General features: G+C 71.3%; 18 protein-coding genes and 1 tRNA gene. 15 read left to right on the forward strand and 4 right to left on the reverse strand.

Annotation, left to right across the window (positions count from 1 at the left end):
- The first annotated feature begins 15 nt into the window (after positions 1–15).
- The 3 genes from DO944_RS08630 (at position 16) to DO944_RS08640 (ending at position 3155) form a co-directional block, all read left to right on the forward strand.
- Entirely contained in the window at positions 16–828 is an 813-nt protein-coding gene (locus tag DO944_RS08630) for an NADPH-dependent oxidoreductase (RefSeq protein WP_220118296.1), read from the forward strand.
- Positions 829–984: 156 nt separating this feature from the next.
- Entirely contained in the window at positions 985–2004 is a 1020-nt protein-coding gene (locus tag DO944_RS08635; RefSeq protein ID WP_112616568.1) for a pyridoxal-phosphate dependent enzyme, read from the forward strand.
- The gene (locus DO944_RS08640; protein ID WP_112616570.1) at positions 2001–3155 is read left to right on the forward strand and encodes a cystathionine gamma-synthase; all 1155 of its coding nucleotides are present in this window, start codon (positions 2001–2003) and stop codon (positions 3153–3155) included. Before DO944_RS08635 ends, DO944_RS08640 begins: the two co-directional genes overlap by 4 nt.
- 22 nt (positions 3156–3177) lie before the next feature.
- Here the strand turns inward: DO944_RS08640 and DO944_RS08645 are convergent, their stop codons facing one another.
- On the reverse strand, positions 3178–3678 hold the full coding sequence (locus DO944_RS08645) for a DUF1992 domain-containing protein (protein ID WP_112616572.1): 501 nt from the start codon (positions 3676–3678) through the stop codon (positions 3178–3180).
- A gap of 67 nt (positions 3679–3745) precedes the next feature.
- Here DO944_RS08645 and DO944_RS08650 point away from each other — a divergent pair, with 67 nt between their 5' ends.
- The 7 genes from DO944_RS08650 (at position 3746) to DO944_RS08685 (ending at position 12048) form a co-directional block, all read left to right on the forward strand.
- Complete coding sequence (locus DO944_RS08650) at positions 3746–4822, forward strand: FUSC family protein (protein WP_146752024.1); 1077 nt, start codon at positions 3746–3748, stop codon at positions 4820–4822.
- A gap of 63 nt (positions 4823–4885) precedes the next feature.
- Positions 4886–5473: a PadR family transcriptional regulator gene (locus tag DO944_RS08655; RefSeq protein ID WP_112616576.1), complete on the forward strand. Its 588-nt coding sequence runs from the start codon at positions 4886–4888 to the stop codon at positions 5471–5473.
- 632 nt (positions 5474–6105) lie between these two features.
- Entirely contained in the window at positions 6106–6735 is a 630-nt protein-coding gene (locus tag DO944_RS08665) for a hypothetical protein (RefSeq protein ID WP_112616579.1), read from the forward strand.
- 91 nt (positions 6736–6826) lie between these two features.
- A complete protein-coding gene (locus tag DO944_RS08670; RefSeq protein ID WP_258524626.1) occupies positions 6827–7846 on the forward strand; it encodes a LacI family DNA-binding transcriptional regulator in 1020 nt (339 codons plus the stop codon).
- Between the two features lie 77 nt (positions 7847–7923).
- Entirely contained in the window at positions 7924–9549 is a 1626-nt protein-coding gene (locus DO944_RS08675) for a xylulokinase (RefSeq protein WP_112616581.1), read from the forward strand.
- A 28-nt stretch (positions 9550–9577) separates the two neighbouring features.
- Positions 9578–11080: an L-arabinose isomerase gene (gene araA, locus DO944_RS08680; protein ID WP_112616582.1), complete on the forward strand. Its 1503-nt coding sequence runs from the start codon at positions 9578–9580 to the stop codon at positions 11078–11080.
- 32 nt (positions 11081–11112) lie between these two features.
- Positions 11113–12048 (forward strand): aldose 1-epimerase family protein, encoded by a 936-nt coding sequence (locus DO944_RS08685; protein WP_258524628.1) that lies wholly within the window; start codon positions 11113–11115, stop codon positions 12046–12048.
- A 39-nt stretch (positions 12049–12087) separates the two neighbouring features.
- Here the strand turns inward: DO944_RS08685 and DO944_RS08690 are convergent, their stop codons facing one another.
- Together DO944_RS08690 and DO944_RS08695 are read right to left on the reverse strand one after the other, a co-directional pair.
- Entirely contained in the window at positions 12088–12633 is a 546-nt protein-coding gene (locus DO944_RS08690) for a hypothetical protein (RefSeq protein ID WP_112616585.1), read from the reverse strand.
- Entirely contained in the window at positions 12633–13049 is a 417-nt protein-coding gene (locus DO944_RS08695; RefSeq protein ID WP_112616587.1) for a DUF4383 domain-containing protein, read from the reverse strand. Before DO944_RS08695 ends, DO944_RS08690 begins: the two co-directional genes overlap by 1 nt.
- 219 nt (positions 13050–13268) lie before the next feature.
- On the opposite strand from DO944_RS08695, the gene DO944_RS08700 reads away from it, so the two are divergent.
- The 4 genes from DO944_RS08700 (at position 13269) to DO944_RS08715 (ending at position 15886) form a co-directional block, all read left to right on the forward strand.
- Positions 13269–13697, forward strand: coding sequence for a YdeI/OmpD-associated family protein (locus DO944_RS08700; protein WP_112616589.1), 429 nt, complete (start codon positions 13269–13271; stop codon positions 13695–13697).
- Positions 13698–13741: 44 nt separating this feature from the next.
- A complete protein-coding gene (locus DO944_RS08705) occupies positions 13742–14359 on the forward strand; it encodes an asparagine synthase (RefSeq protein WP_112616591.1) in 618 nt (205 codons plus the stop codon).
- Positions 14360–14435: 76 nt separating this feature from the next.
- Positions 14436–14508, forward strand: a tRNA-Arg gene (locus tag DO944_RS08710).
- A 124-nt stretch (positions 14509–14632) separates the two neighbouring features.
- Positions 14633–15886, forward strand: a complete 1254-nt coding sequence (locus DO944_RS08715) for an FAD-binding protein (RefSeq protein ID WP_112616593.1) — start codon at positions 14633–14635, stop codon at positions 15884–15886.
- 13 nt (positions 15887–15899) lie between these two features.
- Here the strand turns inward: DO944_RS08715 and DO944_RS08720 are convergent, their stop codons facing one another.
- Positions 15900–16970 (reverse strand): FUSC family protein, encoded by a 1071-nt coding sequence (locus DO944_RS08720; RefSeq protein WP_112616595.1) that lies wholly within the window; start codon positions 16968–16970, stop codon positions 15900–15902.
- 89 nt (positions 16971–17059) lie between these two features.
- On the opposite strand from DO944_RS08720, the gene DO944_RS08725 reads away from it, so the two are divergent.
- Positions 17060–18469: an L-serine ammonia-lyase gene (locus DO944_RS08725; protein WP_112616597.1), complete on the forward strand. Its 1410-nt coding sequence runs from the start codon at positions 17060–17062 to the stop codon at positions 18467–18469.
- Positions 18470–18517: the final 48 nt, after the last annotated feature.

Here is an 18517-nt window from a genome sequence, read left to right on the forward strand (position 1 = left end):
TGTAACGTGCCCCGCGTGACGACGGAACCACACGACGGCTGGACTCGGCGGTACGGTTCGCCCGCTCCCGAGGGCCTCCCGCGCAACGATGTGCTCGATGTGCTCTACCGTCACCGTTCCGTGCGGCGATTCGGGCCCGGCGAGATCGACGATGCGACGCTGACCGCGATCATCGCCGCTGCCCAGTCGGCCTCGACGAGCTCGAACCTGCAGGCGTGGTCGGTGATCGAGGTGCGCGACCCCGACCGACGCGACGCGCTCGCACGACTCGCGGGCGACCAGGACTTCATCCGCCGGGGCGGCGTCTTTCTCGTCTTCGTCGCCGACTGGGCGCGGGCGCGCGAGCTCGCGCATCGCGCGGGGGAACCGTCGGATGCCGTGGAGTACATCGAGAGCACGATCGTCGGCTTCATCGACGCGGCGCTGGCCGCCCAGAACGCCGTCGTCGCCGCTGAATCGCTGGGTCTGGGCGCCGTCTACGTCGGGGCGGTCAGGAACCATCCCGAGCAGATCGCCGACCTGCTCGAGCTTCCCGACGGGGCCTTCCCGGCGTTCGGCGTCGTCCTCGGCCACCCCGACCCGCACGACCGGGCGGGGGTGAAGCCCCGGTTGCCGCAGCAGGTCGTCCGCCACCGCGAGACCTACCGTCTGCCGGACGACGCCGAGATCGCCGCATACGAGGACGCCGTCACGGCGTACTACCGCACGCAGGGCGAGCCGCGGGGCTGGCTCCGCGCCGCGATCGCCCGGGTGCGGGATGCCGCGAGCCTGCACGGGCGCCACACGATGCGCCGCTCGCTCGAACGCCGCGGTCTGTCGTCGCGCTGAGCCCGACAGCCGGAGCCCTCGACAGCGGCGTGGCCCTGGCTTAGGGTGGACGCGTGCAGACCTGTCGTTGTTGTCGCTGAGCGCCGCCGCGCTCACCTCAGACGACCCCGACAGCACCCGCGCCTCTGAGCGCGCGGACACCGTGAGGAAACCCTCGTGCGCTACGCAGAGAACATCGCCGATCTCGTCGGCAACACCCCGCTCGTCCGTCTGACCCGCGTCGCCACCTCGACGCGCGCGACCGTGCTCGCCAAGGTCGAGTACTTCAACCCGGGCAGCTCGGCGAAGGACCGCATCGCCGCGAGGATCATCGAGGCCGCCGAGCGCGACGGACTGCTGCGCCCGGGCGGCACGATCGTCGAGCCCACGAGCGGCAACACCGGTGTCGGACTCGCCCTCGTCGCGCAGCAGCGGGGCTACCGGATGGTCTTCGTCGTGCCCGACAAGTTCGCCGGCGAGAAGGTGGCGGTGCTGAAGGCGTACGGGGCCGAGGTCGTGATGACCCCCGCGAGCGTCCCGCCCGAGCATCCGGACTCGTACTACAGCGTCTCGGACCGGCTCGCGCGCGAGATCCCCGGCGCGTTCAAGCCGAACCAGTTCGCCAACGCCGCCGGACCGCGGGCTCACTACGACACGACCGGACCCGAGATCTGGCGTGACACGGCGGGACGCGTGACGCACTTCGTCGCTGGGGTCGGCACCGGCGGCACGATCACAGGGACGGGGCGTTACCTGCGCGAAGCCTCCGGCGGCGCGGTCACTATCGTCGGTGCCGATCCGGATGGATCCATCTACAGCGGCGAGGTGGGGCGGTACCTCGTCGAGGGCGTCGGCGAGGACTTCTGGCCGGAGACCTTCGACCCCTCGGTGGTCGACCGCTACGAGCGCGTCGGCGACCGGGAATCGTTCGCGATGACCCGACGCCTGGCGCGCGAAGAGGGACTGCTGGTCGGCGGTTCGTCGGGCATGGCGGTCGTCGCCGCCCTGCGGACGGCACGCGACCTCGGACCCGACGACGTCGTCGTGGTCGTGCTTCCCGACCATGGCCGCGGATACCTCTCGAAGATCTACGACGACGACTGGATGCGGACCCACGGGTTCGCCGACCTCGTCGACGAACCCGACCACGGCATCCCCGATCCCCGCACGACCCACGACACCAGGAGCGACGCATGAGCACGCACGATTCCGCCCGCGGCCTCGCCAGCCTCGCCGTCCACGCCGGCCAGCAGTTCGACCCCACCACCGGGGCCGTCATCCCGCCGGTGCACTTCTCGACCACCTTCGCTCAGGACGGCATCGGCGGCCTCCGCGGCGGGTACGAGTACGGCCGCTCGGGCAACCCGACCCGGACGGCGCTCCAGGTGCAGCTCGCGGCGCTCGAAGGCGGCGCGCACGGCTTCTCGTTCGCGTCGGGTCTCGCGGCCGAGGACGTGCTGCTGCGTGCCGCGCTGACGCCCGGCGACGAGGTGCTGCTCGGCAACGACGTCTACGGAGGCACCCATCGCCTCATCGCCCGTGTCTTGGCGCCCTGGGGGGTCAAGCTGCGTGTCGTCGACATGAGCGACCTCGACGCCGTGCGGGCCGCGGTCGCCGAGCGTGCGCCCCGTGTGCTGTGGGTGGAGACGCCGTCGAACCCCCTGCTGCGGATCACCGACATCGCCGGGCTCGCGACGATCGGACACGAGGCCGGATCGCTGGTCGTCGTCGACAACACCTTCGCGACCCCCGCGCTCCAGCGTCCTCTCGAGCTCGGGGCCGACGTCGTCGTGCACTCCACGACGAAGTACCTCGGCGGACACTCGGATGTCGTCGGCGGTGCGCTCGTGCTCGATGACGACGCGCTCGCCGAGAAGATCGGCTTCCTGCAGTACGCCGCCGGTGCGGTGTCGGGACCGATGGATGCCTGGCTCACGACGCGCGGCATCAAGACGCTCGATGTCCGCATGCAGCGTCACAGTGAGAACGCCGGGGCCATCGCCTCGTTCCTCGAGGGGCACGAGCGTGTCGCCCGCGTGTTCTACCCCGGGCTCGCCTCGCACCCGGGGCACGAGCTCGCCGCGTCGCAGATGACCCGTTTCGGGGGCATGCTCTCGCTCGCGCTCGAGTCCGGCGAGGCGGCGCGTCGCTTCGCCGAGTCCACGCGGCTGTTCCAGCTCGCCGAGTCGCTCGGCGGGGTCGAGTCGCTCGTGAACTACCCCGATGCGATGACCCACGCCTCGGTCCGCGGCACGGAGGCCGCCGTGCCGGTCGAGGTCGTGCGGCTGTCGGTGGGCATCGAGTCGGTGGACGATCTGCTCGCCGACGTGGAGCAGGCGCTGCGCTGACGTCCCGGCGCCGGCGAACCGCTCAGCGCCGGAACAGCCGCCGACGGCGTCGAGGCTCGACCGGGGGAGCGGCGGATGCCGCGGCGGCGGCATCCGCGCGACGCTGACGCCAGGCCGCGACCTCGGTCTCGACGTCGCGCGTCGGCGTCACCACCGGTGGGCCGCCCTGCAGCTGCCGGCGGGCCTCGACGACGCGCCGGTTGAAGTCGGCGACGTACTCGCGCACATCGTCCTCGCGGGTGAGCGCGTCGACGCGGGCATCGAACTCGGCGTGCTCGATCCGCAGGGTCAGCGCCGGCGGACCGAGGCCGGTGAGCTGCTCCTCGCGGATCTTCCGTTTGATCCACCAGTCGGGGTCATGGTGCGGGCCGAGGTCGGCGATCGGCTTGCCGGCTCCCGGCAGGTCGTCGAAGTCGCCGCGGCGGATGGCCTGCTGGATCGCCGTCTCGATGTAGGCGGCTCGTTCGCGCGCGCCGGGCGCGGGCGTGTCCGGCGTCGGGGATGCGGGGGAATCGTCGCTCATGTCGTTCTCCGCCTCCAGGGTACGTGCCGGTGCGCGGGCGTCGCCGTTCTCGCGAGACAATGGGGTAATGCCGTTTTCGCCCGAACCGACGCCCGACAGTTCCGGCCGGTGGCGGCGTGAGGCGGGCGAGCTGGGGCGCAGCCTGACGCGATTCGGGCCGTCGCCGGGGCCACGCTGGCATCTGGGGCTGCAGGCCGCGCTGGCGATGGCGGCGCCGGTCATCGTGCTCTCGGCGCTGGGGCTCGAGAGCATCGCGCTGCTCGCGGCGACCGGAGCGTTCGCGACGCTCTACGGTGGGCGTCTGTCGCCGCTCGAGCGCCTGCGCTTCGTCCCGATCGTCGCGGCGGTGCTGTGGTCGTGCGCGGCGGTCGGGGTCGCGGCGGCGGCCATCGGTCCCGTTGCGGTGGCCGTCGGCCTCATCGTGGTCGCCGTCGCGGCATCCGTTCTGGTCTTCGGGCGCTCGGTGGGGCCGCCGGGCCCGCTGTTCGCCGTGCTCATCTACGGACTGTCGGCCCACGTCACCGCGCCGCAGTCATCGCACGCGGTGAACCCGGCGCTGTACCTCGGTATCCTCGCGACGTCGCTCCTGTTCGGGTGGCTGGTCACGGCGGCCCCTCTCGTGCGGCGCGCGCACCGCGGCACGCAGCCTCGAGCGCTGCGCTCTCTCTTCCCCGCCGCCTGGGGCGGGGCGACGACGCGGACACTCGTCACGCGCACGGCGGCGGTGGCGGTCGTCGGCACGGCGATCGCGCTCCTCGTCGATCCCGAGCGCGCCTATTGGATCGTCGGGGCGGGGATCGCCGTGCTCGGGGTCAGCGCGAGTCGGCGCGTCGCGCTCTCGCGCGGCATCCACCGGGCGCTCGGCACCGCGGCTGGTGCGGCGGTGTTCCTCGCGATCAGCGTCGTGCCGCTCGGCGGCGTCGTGCTCGGCATCGTGCTCGGCGCACTGCAGTTCGTCATCGAGCTCGTCGTCGTGCGTCATTACGCGCTCGCGCTCGTCTTCATCACGCCGCTCGTGCTGCTCATCCTGAGCGCGGCGGGCGCGGGCGGTGCGGAGCTCGCGGCAGAGCGCGTCGTCGACACCGCGGTGGGCGTCGGGCTCGGCATCCTCAGCAGCCTGATCGTGGTGGGGCCGCGCCGGTAGGTCGTTCGATACCCGGTATGCATATACTCGCAAACTACATACCCGGTATGCGAAAGGACGATCGTGTCGGTTCGACTCAGCCTTCTGGCGATCCTCGATCAAGGCCCCTGCTACGGCTATCAGCTGCGGGCGGAGTTCGACCGTCGGACCGGGTCGACGTGGCCGCTGAACGTCGGCCAGATCTACAACACCCTCGACCGGCTCGAGCGGGACGGGCTCGTCGAGAAGGGGGCGGTCGATGGGCAGGGCCACGTCTACTGGCAGATCACGGATGCCGGTCGCGCCGAGGTCGCGTCATGGTTGGGCTCGCCCGTCGAACGGCCGGCGGGCACACGCGATGAGCTCGCGATCAAGCTCGCGGTCGCGGCGACCCTCCCCGGAGTCGACGTCGGCGAGGTGATCGCGGCGCAGCGTCGCTCCTCGCTCGCGCGGCTGCAGGAGCTCCGCACTTCCGAGTACGCCGGCGCGAACCCCGAGGGCCCCGAGGAGCTCGCCTGGTCGCTCGTGGTCGATTCCATGGTCTTCGCGGCCGAGGCCGAGGTGCGGTGGCTCGACCACACCGAGCAGCGCCTCGCGCAGCATCCGGGACGCGCCATGGCGATCGAGCTGTCGACCGACAAGCCCAAGCGCGGCCGGCCGGTCAAGGCCTGAGTTCAGCTGCGCCCTTACCCGGTGGCCCAGAAATCGGGGCGCACCTCGGCGACGGGCGCGAGCTCGCACCGTCCCAGGCGAGGAGGTCCCGGGTCAGATCATCGCTGATCCCGAGACTGCGCGGGTCGACGACGTAATCGTCGGTGAAGCTCTCCCACAGCGGGCTCGAGGCCCATCCCGAGAACATGCGGATGACGCGCCGTCCGTCGGGGAGCACGGGCGGCTCGCCGCGACGGGAACGCGCCATCAGGTAGCGATCCTGCATCTCGCGACGACGTTGCCATTCGACGCCGTCGGTCGGGGTGTCGTCGTAGTCGTAACCCGACAGCCAGACCAGACCCCGTTGCGCTCCCTCCCCGCGGACCAGCGCGACTGACCAGAGGTGGCGGTCGTGGTCGTGTCACGGCGATCGGCGAGCTCTGCGCGCATGACGGAGAGCCTACGTGCGCCGGATCGATCGTTCCCAGGCGACTGCCAGGAAACCGCCGCGATCCGCATGAGGGCGCGGATCGCAGGCGGCCCGAACGGGGGCGGATGCACGGTTTTCGCTCGAGGTGTCCAATCCGCATCCGGGGGTCGTCCCGGATAGCCCCACGTGCCGCAATCCAGCGCACGTGACGGAAGGAAGAGACATGCGTACGAACCTGAAGCGAGCAGCAATCTTCGGCACGGCGGGCCTGGGTGCCGCCGCGATCGCCACCGCCGGATTCGCCCTGCCCGCGTCGGCTGACGACACCACCGCAGTCGACTCGTCCACCACCGACACGACCACCACCACGGATGTCGCATCGTCGTTCGATGCGCTGTCGACGTGGATCGACGGCGTCCTCGAGGCCAACGGCAACGGCGTGGGCGAGAACGCGAACGTCGGCAACCTCGGGCTCGAGGGCGGCCTCGTCAACGGCCCGCTGATCAGCGACGTCGGCAACGGCGCGCTTCTCTCGGGCAACGACACCCCGATCGCCTCGGGCAACGACACCGCCGTGGACGCCCCGGTCGACGCCCCCATCGTCTCGGGCAACGAGACCGGCAACGGCAACGAGACCGGCAACGGCAACGAGGTCGGCAACGGCAACCAGACCGACACCGACCTCGGCAACGGCACGGACGTCGGCACCGGCGACGTCAGCACCGGCGAGGTCAGCACGGGCGATGTCACGAGCGGAATCGGCAGCACCGTCGACAACCTCGTCGGCGGCATCACCTCGGACGTGACCTCCGACGTCGACGACCTCGTCGGCGGCATCCTCGGCGACCGCTGATCCAGCGGATCCGGTCCGACCGAGAGGTCTCGAAGGGCGGCACGCGGCTTCGGCCGGTGCCGCCCTTCGGCATGCCCGCTAGCCTGGCGCAGTGAGCGAAGCGATGCCCGGGCGGGCGCGAGTGGGCGTGCGGGATGTCGCCGCCGCCGCGGGGGTGTCGACGCAGACGGTCTCGCGTGTCATCAACGACCACCCCCACATCCGGCCCGAGACGCGGGAGCGCGTGATCACAGCGATGGCCGAGCTCGGCTACCGCGTCAACAACGCGGCCCGTGCCCTCGGGACCGCGACGACGCGCACGATCGGGGTGATCGCCTCCGACACCGACCTCTACGGCCCCGCGGCGGGCATCGGCGCCCTCGAACGTGCCGCGCGCGCGGCGGGCCGGTGGATCGCCACGGCCTACGCCGACGGCTCCGACGCGGGGAGCGTGACCGCTGCCGCCGATCACCTGCTCGCCCAGGGGGTGGACGGGATCGTCGTCGTGGCGCCGCATACCGCCGCCCTCGAGACTCTTGCTGCGGCATCCCTCGGAGTTCCCGTCGTGCCGCTGCATGCACGAGTGGATGCCGCGGGGGAGCGAGCGAGCGGGGGCGGCGACCGCGGCGCCGAGGGAGCGGCGCTCGCCGTCGATCACCTGCTGGACGCCGGGCACCGCCGCATCGCTCAGCTGTCGGGCCCCGCTGCCTGGCTCGAGGCCGTCGCGCGCGACACCGGCGCCGAGTCTGCGCTCGCGCGCCGGGGACTGCAGCTCGCGGGTCGATGGCGCGGCGACTGGTCCGCCGGCTCGGGTGCAGCCATCGCTTCCCGCGTCGCCGCCGCCGTCGGCGACGCAGCCGGGCCGACCGCGATCGTCGTCGCGAACGATCAGATGGCGCTCGGCCTGATCTCCGGGCTGGCCCGCCTCGGGCTGGATGTGCCCGCGGACGTGAGCGTGGTCGGTTTCGACGACCATCCGGACGCCGCGTTCTACCGGCCCGCCCTCACCACGGTGCGTCTCGACATCTCGGGGGAGGCGCGGCGGTGCGTCCGCATCCTGCTGGGCGACGATGCCCCCGCCGACCCCTCGCTGCCGCGGCTCGTCGTGCGCGACTCGACTCGCCGGGTCTGAGGTTCGCCGATCCGTCCGCGCCGACACTCGCGTCGGCGCGGTGTTACCGGTAACATGATCCCACCGCGGCACGACCAATGGAGGCATCCGTGACCCACACCGCCACGCGCGACCGATCGGCAGAGCGCGACGACATCCTCGCCGGTCGCACGAGCCTGGGCATCGAGTTCGGTTCGACGCGCATCAAGGCGTGCCTCATCGGCTCAGACCCCACGCAGGTGCTCGCGACCGGTTCGCACGCGTGGGAGAACCGCTTCGAAGAGCGGCGGTGGACGTACTCCCTCGACGACGTCTGGTCGGGTCTCCAGGCGGCCTACGCCGACCTGGCGGCCGCGGTCGAGTCGGAGTACGACGTCGTGCCCGCGACCTTCGGCGCGATCGGCGTCTCGGCGATGATGCACGGCTACCTCGCGTTCGACGCCGACGACGAGCTGCTCGTGCCGTTCCGGACGTGGCGCAACACGAGCACGGGCCCGGCCGCGGCCGAGCTCACCGAGCTGCTCGGCATCAACATCCCGCTGCGGTGGTCGGTCGCCCACCTGCACCAGGCGGTGCTCGACGGCGAGGCGCACGTCGCCGACATCCGTCACGTGACCACCCTCGCCGGGTACGTGCACGCGAGCCTCACCGGCGAGAAGGTTCTCGGAGTCGGCGATGCATCGGGGATGTTCCCGATCGACCCGGTGACGCGCGACTACGACCAGCGCCGCGTCGACCTCTTCGACGCGCACAGCGCCGGGCGACTCCCCGCGAACCTCCGTGCTCTGCTGCCCGAGGTCCGCGTGGCGGGTCAGGTCGCCGGCTCGCTCACCGCGGCTGGTGCCGCGCTGCTCGATCCGTCCGGCGTGCTGCGCCCCGGCATCCCCTTCTGCCCACCGGAGGGCGACGCGGGCACCGGCATGGTCGCCACCGAGGCCGTCGCGCCCCGCACCGGCAACGTCAGCGCCGGCACGAGCATCTTCGCGATGGTCGTGCTCGAGCGCCCGCTGCAGTCCACGCATCACGAGATCGACGTCGTCACCACCCCCGCGGGCGACCTCGTCGCGATGGTCCACTGCAACAACGGGGCCAGCGAGCTCGCGGCCTGGGTGGGGATGTTCGAGCGGTTCGCCGCGGCATCGGGATCGACGCTCGACGCGGACGCGGTGTACGACACCCTGTTCCGAGAGGCGCTGACGGGCGACCCGGACGCCGGCGGCCTGCTGGCCTACAACCACCTCGCGGGCGAGCCGATCGCCGGCACCGAGGAGGGCCGTCCGCTCTTCGTGCGCACCCCCGACAGCCGGTTCACGCTCGCCAACGCGATCCGGGCGCAGCTGTACGGCGTGTTCGGCACGCTCGCGCTCGGCATGCGCGTGCTCGACCGCGAGGGGGTGCAGCTCGACCGGATGTTCGCCCATGGCGGCATGTTCCGCACCGCCGGAGTCGCCCAGCGATTTCTCGCCGCCGCGCTCGGCGCCCCGGTCGCGGTCGGCGACACCGCCTCCGAAGGCGGGGCCTGGGGCATCGCCGTCCTCGCCGACTACCTCGCCCACGGCGACGGTCTCGATCTCGACGCCTATCTCCGCGAGCGCGTGTTCGCGTCGGCGTCGATCGACGTCGCCGAGCCCGACGAGGCGGATGCCGCCGGCTTCGCCGCCTACCTCGACCGTTACGACGCGGGGCTCGCCGTCGAGCGCGCCGCCGTCGCCGCCCTCTCCTGACCCGTCCGACATCACCGGAAGAAGAACAATGACCCTCTCCACCTCTCTCGAGCAGTACACCGTCTGGTTCGTGACGGGCAGCCAGAACCTCTATGGCGAGGAAACCCTGCGCCAGGTCGCCGAGCAGTCGCAGCAGGTCGTCGACGGCCTCGCCGGGCTGCCGGTGCGCGTCGAATGGAAGCCGGTGCTCAAGGACTCCGAGTCGATTCGCCGACTTGCGCTCGACGCCAACGCTGACGACTCGGTGATCGGCGTCATCGCGTGGATGCACACCTTCAGCCCCGCCAAGATGTGGATCACGGGCCTCGACGCTCTTCGCAAGCCGCTGCTGCACCTGCACACGCAGGCCAACGTCGAGCTGCCCTGGGCCGACATCGACTTCGACTTCATGAACCTCAACCAGGCCGCTCACGGCGACCGCGAGTTCGGCTACATCCAGACCCGCCTCGGCGTCTCGCGCAAGACCGTCGTCGGCCACGTCTCGAACCCCGAGGTCACGCGCCAGATCGAGGACTGGCAGCGAGCCGCGGCCGGCTGGCAGGCCGCCCGTACGCTCAAGCTCGCGCGCTTCGGCGACAACATGCGCTACGTCGCCGTCACGGAGGGCGACAAGACCGAGGCCGAGCTGCAGTTCGGCGTCCAGGTCAACACGTGGGGCGTGAACGAGCTGGCGGATGCCGTCGCCGCGGCCTCCGACGCCGACATCGACGCGCTCGTCGAGGTGTATCTCGCGCAGTACGACGTCGCTGAGGAACTTCTTCCCGGGGCCGAGCGTCACCAGTCGCTGCGCGACGGCGCGGCGATCGAGATCGGGCTGCGCTCGTTCCTCGAGGCAGGCGGGTTCGGCGCCTTCACGACGTCGTTCGAAGACCTCGGCGCGCTCAAGCAGCTTCCCGGGCTCGCCGTCCAGCGCCTCATGGCCGAGGGGTACGGCTTCGGCGCCGAGGGCGACTGGAAGACCGCGATCCTCGTGCGCGTCGCCAACGTCATGGGTTCGGGCCTGCCCGGCGGGGCGAGCCTCATGGAGGACTACACGTACGACCTCGTTCCCGGTTCGGAGCGCATCCTCGGGGCGCACATGCTCGAGGTGTCGCCGTCGCTGACGACCGCCAAGCCGCGTCTGGAGATCCACCCGCTGGGCATCGGCGGCAAGGACGACCCGGTGCGCCTCGTCTTCACCGCCGACCCGGGTCCCGCCCTCGTGGTCGCGATGAGCGACATGCGCGACCGCTTCCGCCTGACGGCGAACGTGGTCGAGAACGTCGAGGCTCCCGACCTGCCGAAGCTGCCCGTGGGCCGGGCGATCTGGAAGCCGGCCCCCGACTTCGCCACGTCGGCCGCGTGCTGGCTCGCCGCCGGTGCCGCCCACCACACCGTCATGACGACGGCCGTCGGTATCGAGGTCTTCCGCGACTTCGCCGAGATCGCCGGCACGGAGCTCGTGGTCATCGACGAGGACACGACGGTGCGAGGATTCCAGAAGGAGCTCCGCTGGAACCAGGCCTACTACCGCCTGGCCCGCGGACTGTGAGCTCTCAGGACCAGAACCGAGAGGGGACGCCCGTGGCGGCATCCGGAACGTCGTACGTGCTGCGATTCGGCGACGCCGAGGCGATCGTGGCGAGCGTGGGGGCGTCGCTGCGCTCCTTCCAGGTCGCCGGACGCGACCTCGTCGTGCCCTACGGCGAGGACGAGGTGCGCCCGGGATACCGCGGTGCGACGCTGGCACCGTGGCCCAACCGCGTCGTCGACGGTGAGTACGAGGTGGCGGGCACGCGCTACCGCCTCGCCCTCACCGAGCCCGAGCGCCACCACGCGCTGCACGGCCTGGTGGCGTGGCTCGACTTCGAGCCCGTGGTCGTCGGGGCCGATCACGTGACGCTCGGCGCCACGATCGTCGCGCAGACCGCCTACCCGTGGACCGTGCGCATCGAGACGACCTACCGGCTCGGGGCCGACGGCCTGACGCAGACAGTGCGTGCGACGAACGAGAGCGCGGGTGCCGCGCCCTTCGGCACCGGCCCGCACCCGTATCTCGTCGCCGGATCGGCGCCGCTGGACGAGTGGACGCTCGAGCTGCCTGCCGACCGTGTGCTCGAGGTCACCCCCGATCGGCTCTCGCCGGTCGGGCTGGCCGACGTCGCGGATGTCGCCGAGTTCGACTTCCGCCAGCCGCGGACGCTGGGCCCCGTCGAGATCGACCACGCGTTCACGGCGCTCTCACGTGGCGAGGACGGCATCGCCGCCGTACGGGTGACCGAACCGTCGGGAACCGGTGTCGCGATCTCGTGGGATGCCGCGTGCCCGTGGGTCCAGGTTCACACCGCAGACCTCCCCGGCGGGCCGGCTCAGCCGGGGCACCGCGCGGGTCTGGCCGTCGAACCCATGACGTGCGCGCCGGATGCCTTCAACGCCTCACGGTACGACTACGACGCGGGGCTCGTCTTCATCGAGCCGGCCGACACGGTCGAGGCCTCCTGGCGCATCAGCGCGATCTGACCGGATCCGAGCTGTCCGAGCCGCCGAGCGGCGGCTGGATCAGTGGCTGTGCTCGGTGGAGAAGAGCGGGTGGTCGGAGTGGCTCGGGGCGGCCCGGCCGGCTTCCGTCGCGCCCAGCGCGGGCGTGACGAGCCCGGCGACGATGACGCAGCCTGCGACGAGTCCGATGACGCTCGTCCGCGGGGCGACGCGGGCGTCGGCGGGGGAGGTGCCGGCGGACGCCGAGCGCGCCCGGCGCACGACGGCCGCCGCGGCCACGCCGTACGCCACTTGGAGAAGTGCGGTCACGCCGACGGCGTGCACGCTGATCCGCATCGGGTCCGCTGCGAGAGCGAGCCCCGATACGACCGTGCCGACGACGGCGATGGCCATCGCGACGCGGGGAGCGACGAGGCGGCCGCGGGTCAGGGCGGCGACGCCCCAACCGAGCGCGGCCGCCCCGACGACCGCCGCGAGGACACCGACGCCGCGGTCAGCGACGCCGGTGCCCTGCGTGATCATGCCCGCGCCCACGCCGAGCTGAAGCAGGCCAGCCCCCCACGCGGCGAGCGTGGGCCAGGAGCGGGTGAGCGCGGCGGTGTTCATCAGGCGACGGCGTGGCGACGGTTGTCGACGGCGCGGTCGGTGCCGAGGCCGACACCCAGCAGCACGAGGGCGCTGGCGAGGTGGAGGAAGTGGTCGGCGGTGTTCAGGGCGAGCACGTTCGCAGCGCTGTCCTGGATGAAGAAGCCGACGATGCCGAGCAGCAGGTAGGCCGCTCCGACGGTGACGTTGACGCCCTTCGCGGCGCGGACGCCCGAGAGGCCGCCGATGAGCAGCGCGGCACCGATCAGGAGGTGCGCGATGTTGTGCAGCGGGTTGACCTCGAAGATGCCGAGCAGCAGGCCACCCTCGGTGGCGATGAAGTCGACGCCCGCGGTCACGGTGAAGCCGAGGAGGCCGACGAGGATGTAGACGGCGCCGAAGATGATCGCCACGAGGCGGTTCGGTGATGTACGCATGAGGGTTCCCTCCCATTGGGCGACGGATGTCGCGGTGCTGCGGTTGTTCGGTGACAGTGGCAGATCGGTTTGCCTCTGACGGAGCCCGGGGCGTCCGATCTTGTGTGAGTCGTCGATATCGATGGGGAGTAATGCCCAGGCCGTGACGCGAGGCTACGGTCAGCGATCTCACGGCTCATAGGCCTTGTGCGCCCTTATCGGGCGGTGGTATGGAGGAGCGTGCGATTCGAGACCACGCTGTCCCAGTTCGGCAACAACACCGGCATCGAGGTGCCGTTCTCGGTGCTGGATGCCCTCGGCGGCGGCCGTCGCCCGGCGGTCTCGGTCACGGTCAACGGGTTCGCTTTCCGCAGCACGGTGGGGTCGATGCGGGGTCTCGCCCTCATCCCCTTCTCAGCGGAGCGACGGCGCGAGAGCGGGCTTGCGGGAGGCGACCGGATCGTCGTCGACATTGAGCTCGACGACGCGCCGCGCGAGGTCGAGGTGCCGGCCGATCTCGCCACCGCCCTGACGGATGCCGGGGCGAGTGAGGCGTTCGCCGCGCTGTCGCCGAGTGCGCGCAAGGCGCACGTCGTGAACATCGAGTCCGCGAAGGCGCCCGAGACGCGCGCGCGGCGGATCGCGGCGGTCGTCGCCAAGCTCGGCTGACACGCGCGCCCCGTAGGATTGGGGTGAGGTGAGGAGGGGCAGCGTTGGCCACCCGTCAAGCGCGTACCAAGAGCTCGGAGATCGTCGCCGAAGGTTTGTACATCGCCTCCGCGGCGACCCGCCTCGCGCTCAAGAACGCCATCCTCGTCGACATCCTCGCCGATGGGCGCGACTTCGAGGCCGATCGTTTCCTCGACGACGCGCGTGACGCGCTGATCTCGCTCGCCGAGGAGGCCGAGGCCGACGCCGAACGCACCCACCGTGAACGCAAGGCGGCGAGCGGCCGCTACAGCGATTCGAGCGGAACGCACGACTATCGCAGCCGTGATGTGTCGAACCTGCGGCGACGGCGGAAGCAGTCGCTGCGGATCGCGAAGGAGCTGCGCGAGCGCGCCGCCGACGAGGCCGAGCTGCGCAAGCTCATCGCCGACGCGCGCGAGGCCGCGTGGGGCGAGGTGGCCGGAAACATCGATCGCACGCTGCGGATCGAGGCGGCGCGGCCCGATCTCGAGCCCGACTACGAGCGCATGCGCACGGCCCGCATGCAGGCCCTGCGGATGGTCGATCTGCCGCGCCTGCGCTCGCAGCGGCGCAATGCTCAGCGCCAGGCGGTCGAGCGCGACGAGGCCGTGGATCCCGCGGTCGCGCCGGTGATCGATTAGCCACTCCGCGCTCGATTCGCTCTTTGCGCGAGAGCGGGCTATGCTTGACGACGGCCCGGGAGAGATTCCGGGACATGCGCCCGTAGCTCAATGGATAGAGCATCTGACTACGGATCAGAAGGTTAGGGGTTCGAGTCCCTTCGGGCGCACACTGTGTTGAGACAGTGAACGAGAAGCCTCCGCTCTGCGGGGGCTTCTTTGTTTTCCTGGCTGCTCCCGCCGACTTTGTTGCGCTCCTATACATTCTCGACGGGTATCGCGTAGCGTGGGGTCGTGACCGAACGGAACTGGGCCGGAACGCACACCTTCGCCGCCGAAGCTGTGCTGACACCGACGACGATCGCCGAGGCGCAGCGGTTGGTCGCCTCACACGACCGCATCCGGACGCTGGGAACGCGGCATTCCTTCAACGATCTGGCCGATACTCCCGGCATCCTTCTCGACCTGACGACGATCGCGCCCGACATCGAGGTCGACGACACGGCCCGCACGGTGACAGTGGGGGCCGGCACGCGCTACGCCGTGGTCGCGCGCCACCTCGCCGATCACGGCTGGGCGCTGCACAACATGGGGTCACTGCCCCACATCTCCGTCGGAGGTGCGACGGCGACGTCGACGCACGGCTCGGGGGATCGCAACGGATCCCTCGCCACCGCCGTGCGAGCGCTGGAGTTCATCGGCCCGGGTGGTGAGCTCCGCACGGTCTCCGCGGGCGACGCCGACTTCGCCGGCAGTGTGGTCCACCTCGGCGCCCTCGGGCCGGTCGTCCGGCTGACGCTCGCGATCGAGCCGACGTATCAGGTGAGGCAGGACACCTACGCCGGCCTGACGTGGGATGACCTCTTCGAGCGATTCGACGAGGTGACGGCAGCCGGTTACAGCGTCAGTGTCTTCACACGCTGGAACACGCCCGACGTCGGCGAGGTGTGGGTCAAGGAGCGCCTCGACGACACCTCGGCTCCTGACATGCCGGAACGGGTGCTGAGCGCACGCCGGGTGACGGCGAAGGCGGACTCGCCGGCGGCCGACGGGGTCGACAACACGACCGAGCAGGGCGGCGTCCCGGGCGACTGGTGCGAGCGTCTGCCTCATTTCCGCATCGATGCGACGCCGTCCAACGGCGACGAGATCCAGACGGAGTACTGGGTCGACCGGGCTGTCGCCGTCGACGCCATCGCTGCCGTCCGCTCGATCGCCGACCGGGTAGAGCCCGCCCTCCTCGTCACGGAGCTGCGCACCGTCGCCGCCGATGACCTCTGGCTCTCTCCTGGGTTCGGACGTGACAGCGTGTGCATCCATTTCACCTGGAAGAACGAGCCGGATGCCGTGCGCACGGCCATCTCGCACGTGGAGCGGGTGCTCGCCCCCTTCGATCCGCGCCCGCACTGGGGCAAGGTCTTCTCGATGCCCATCGGCGGATCGCTGCCGCACCTGGATGACTTCCGGGAGCTCGTGGCGCGCGTTGATCCGGCGGGGAAGTTCTCGGGCCCCTACCTCGAGCGGGTACTGGGCATCCCCGCGCGCTGAGGAGCCCCGCGGCTCAGGTGAAGGGTCGCGAGGCGTCGATGATGCGGCTGAGGTCGACGGCGGTCCGCGTCCACGGTGAGATGCGCCCGTCGTTGCGGGCGGGAACCGTCTCGATGACGCGGGCGAGCGCCTTCTCGGCATCCTCGACCGTGGTCGCGGCGGCGGGGTCGCCCAGAGGGCGAGCCACGGCTCGGGCGGTCGCACGGACAGCCTCGGCGAGTGCGGCACGCGGGGGCGCGGCATCCGGTGTGAGGGGCAGCCCGTCGATGCCGTCGGCCAGCTCGATCGTCTGGCGGACGGTGTTCTCGAGCGCGCGCAATCGGCGGTTGTTCTCCGTCTCGATGCCCCGTCGGCGACGGGCGAGCGGATGCGCTTTGCGGCTGCGTGCGGCCTCGCGGACGTCGGTCGACACGGCGTCGAGGATCTCCTCGAGATAGCGCTGACCGGCCTCGTCGGCCGGTTCACCGTCGGCGATCGAGGTCGCGAGCATCTCGAGCCGGTCCGATACGGCGTCGCGCAGCTGCGACAGGCGTGTGGCGGCGCGGCGGAGGTAGAGGGGCGGAATGATGGCGAGATTGACGGCGACGCCGATGACGACGCCGAACGCCATCGTGACGAGGTACGACACCGAGAAGCCGCCCGCGTCGTTCGCCCCGAGCAGCAGTACGAACAGGGCGGCGATGGCGATCCAGTCCCGGCCGGTGCCGAGCGCCCGGATGCCGCCGACGGCGACGCCGACGCCGACGACGATCGCCACACCCACGATGCGGGGGCTGGGGCCTGACACGAACCACAGGCCCACCAGGCCGATCGCGATGCCGATCGCCAGGCCGCCGACCGCCTGCAGGCCGGCTTTGGCCGAGTCGGCGATCGTCGGATACATGCTCACGAGCACGCCGAGCGGCGCGTAGTAGGAGTACTCATCGTGCGCGAAGGGTACGTACGGCGCGAGATACCAGGCGATCGCCGCGGCGAGGGCCGCCTTGCCGGCGAGCAGCAGACGAGAGAGCGCGAAGGCCTCGCCGCCCGCGGTCCGCGCCGCGGCTTTCAGCGAGACAAGGCGGGGATGGGGTAGGGCGGTCATCGATCGCGACGATAGGCGTACAGTGCGCCCGACAGCAGCCCCTTGACGCCACCGGGCCCGTACGGCAGATGCTGGCGTAGCCTGGGCGAGTGAGCGCTTACGTCTCGGCGTTCGAGCTGTTCTCCATCGGTGTAGGACCCTCGAGCTCCCACACGGTCGGCCCGTTGCGTGCTGCCCGTGCTTTCGTCGTCAGGCTGGAGGCCGCGGGGCGGCTTCCTGAGGTCGCACGTGTCGGCTGCGTGCTGTACGGGTCGCTCGGAGCGACGGGGATCGGGCACGGCACGCCCGACGCCGTGGTCGCGGGGCTGCAGGGTCATGCGCCCGAGACCGTCGATCCCGACGTGGTTCGCGGCGCGTGGACCGAATGGGTCGACGGGTCGCCCCTGGTGCTCGCGGGGTGGCACGCGGTGCCGTTCTCGCGGAGCGACGTGACCTTCGAACCGCGGACGCGGCTTCCGGAGCATCCCAACGCGATGACCCTGAGCGCGTGGGACGCCGCGGGCGATCTCGTCGCGTCGGAAACGTATCTCTCGGTCGGGGGCGGCTTCATCCGTCGCGCAGGCGAAGCCGCCGAGGCGGGCGGACGGCGCGGAGGTTCGTGCGCTGTCGCCTGGCCGTACCGTTTCAGCACCGCGGCGGAGCTGCTCGAGCTGTGCGAGCGCGAGCAGATGAGCATCGCCGGCCTCGCGCGCCGCAACGAGGAGGCACTCCGGCCCGAGGCCGAGGTCGCTGCCGGCCTCGACGCGATCTGGGATGCCATGGCGGGGTGCGTCGAGGCGGGGCTTCGAGCCGACGGCACCTTGCCGGGGATGCTGCGCGTGCGGCGCCGGGCGGGGGCGATGCGGGCGCAGCTCGAACAGGCGGAGGCGGCCGGCGGGCGTGAGCTGCCGGGGGAGTGGCTCGGTGCTTTCGCGCTCGCCGTCAACGAGGAGAACGCGTCGGGTGGACGCGTGGTCACCGCGCCCACCAACGGTGCCGCAGGAATCCTTCCGGCGGTGGCTATGTACTGGTGGCGGTTCGCGGCGGAGTCGCGGCTCGCATCGGAGGATCTGGATCGGCGCCGCGGCATCAGGCGGTTCCTGTTGACCGCGACGGCTCTGGGGTCGCTGTTCAAGGCGAACGCGTCCATCTCGGGTGCGGAGGGCGGCTGCCAGGCCGAGGTCGGATCTGCGTGCGCAATGGCTGCGGGAGGCCTGACGGCGGTCATGGGCGGCAACAGTGCGCAGATCGAGAATGCGGCGGAGATCGCGATGGAGCACCACCTCGGGCTCACGTGCGACCCGGTCGGTGGCCTCGTGCAGATCCCGTGCATCGAGCGCAACGCGATCGCGGCGTCGACGGCGGTCACCGCGGCGCGACTCGCGTTGCGGGGTGACGGGCAGCATTACGTGTCGCTGGATGCCGTCGTCGAGACGATGCGCCAGACCGGGATAGACATGTCGCACAAGTACAAGGAGACGAGCGAGGGCGGTCTCGCGGTGAACGTCGTCGAGTGCTGAGAGGTCCTTCCGCGCCCCATCTTCGGGGGCGCTGTTCGCCGTGCGAGA

It is taken from the genome of Microbacterium sp. SMR1, from assembly GCF_003289625.1.
Lineage (GTDB): Bacteria > Actinomycetota > Actinomycetes > Actinomycetales > Microbacteriaceae > Microbacterium > Microbacterium plantarum.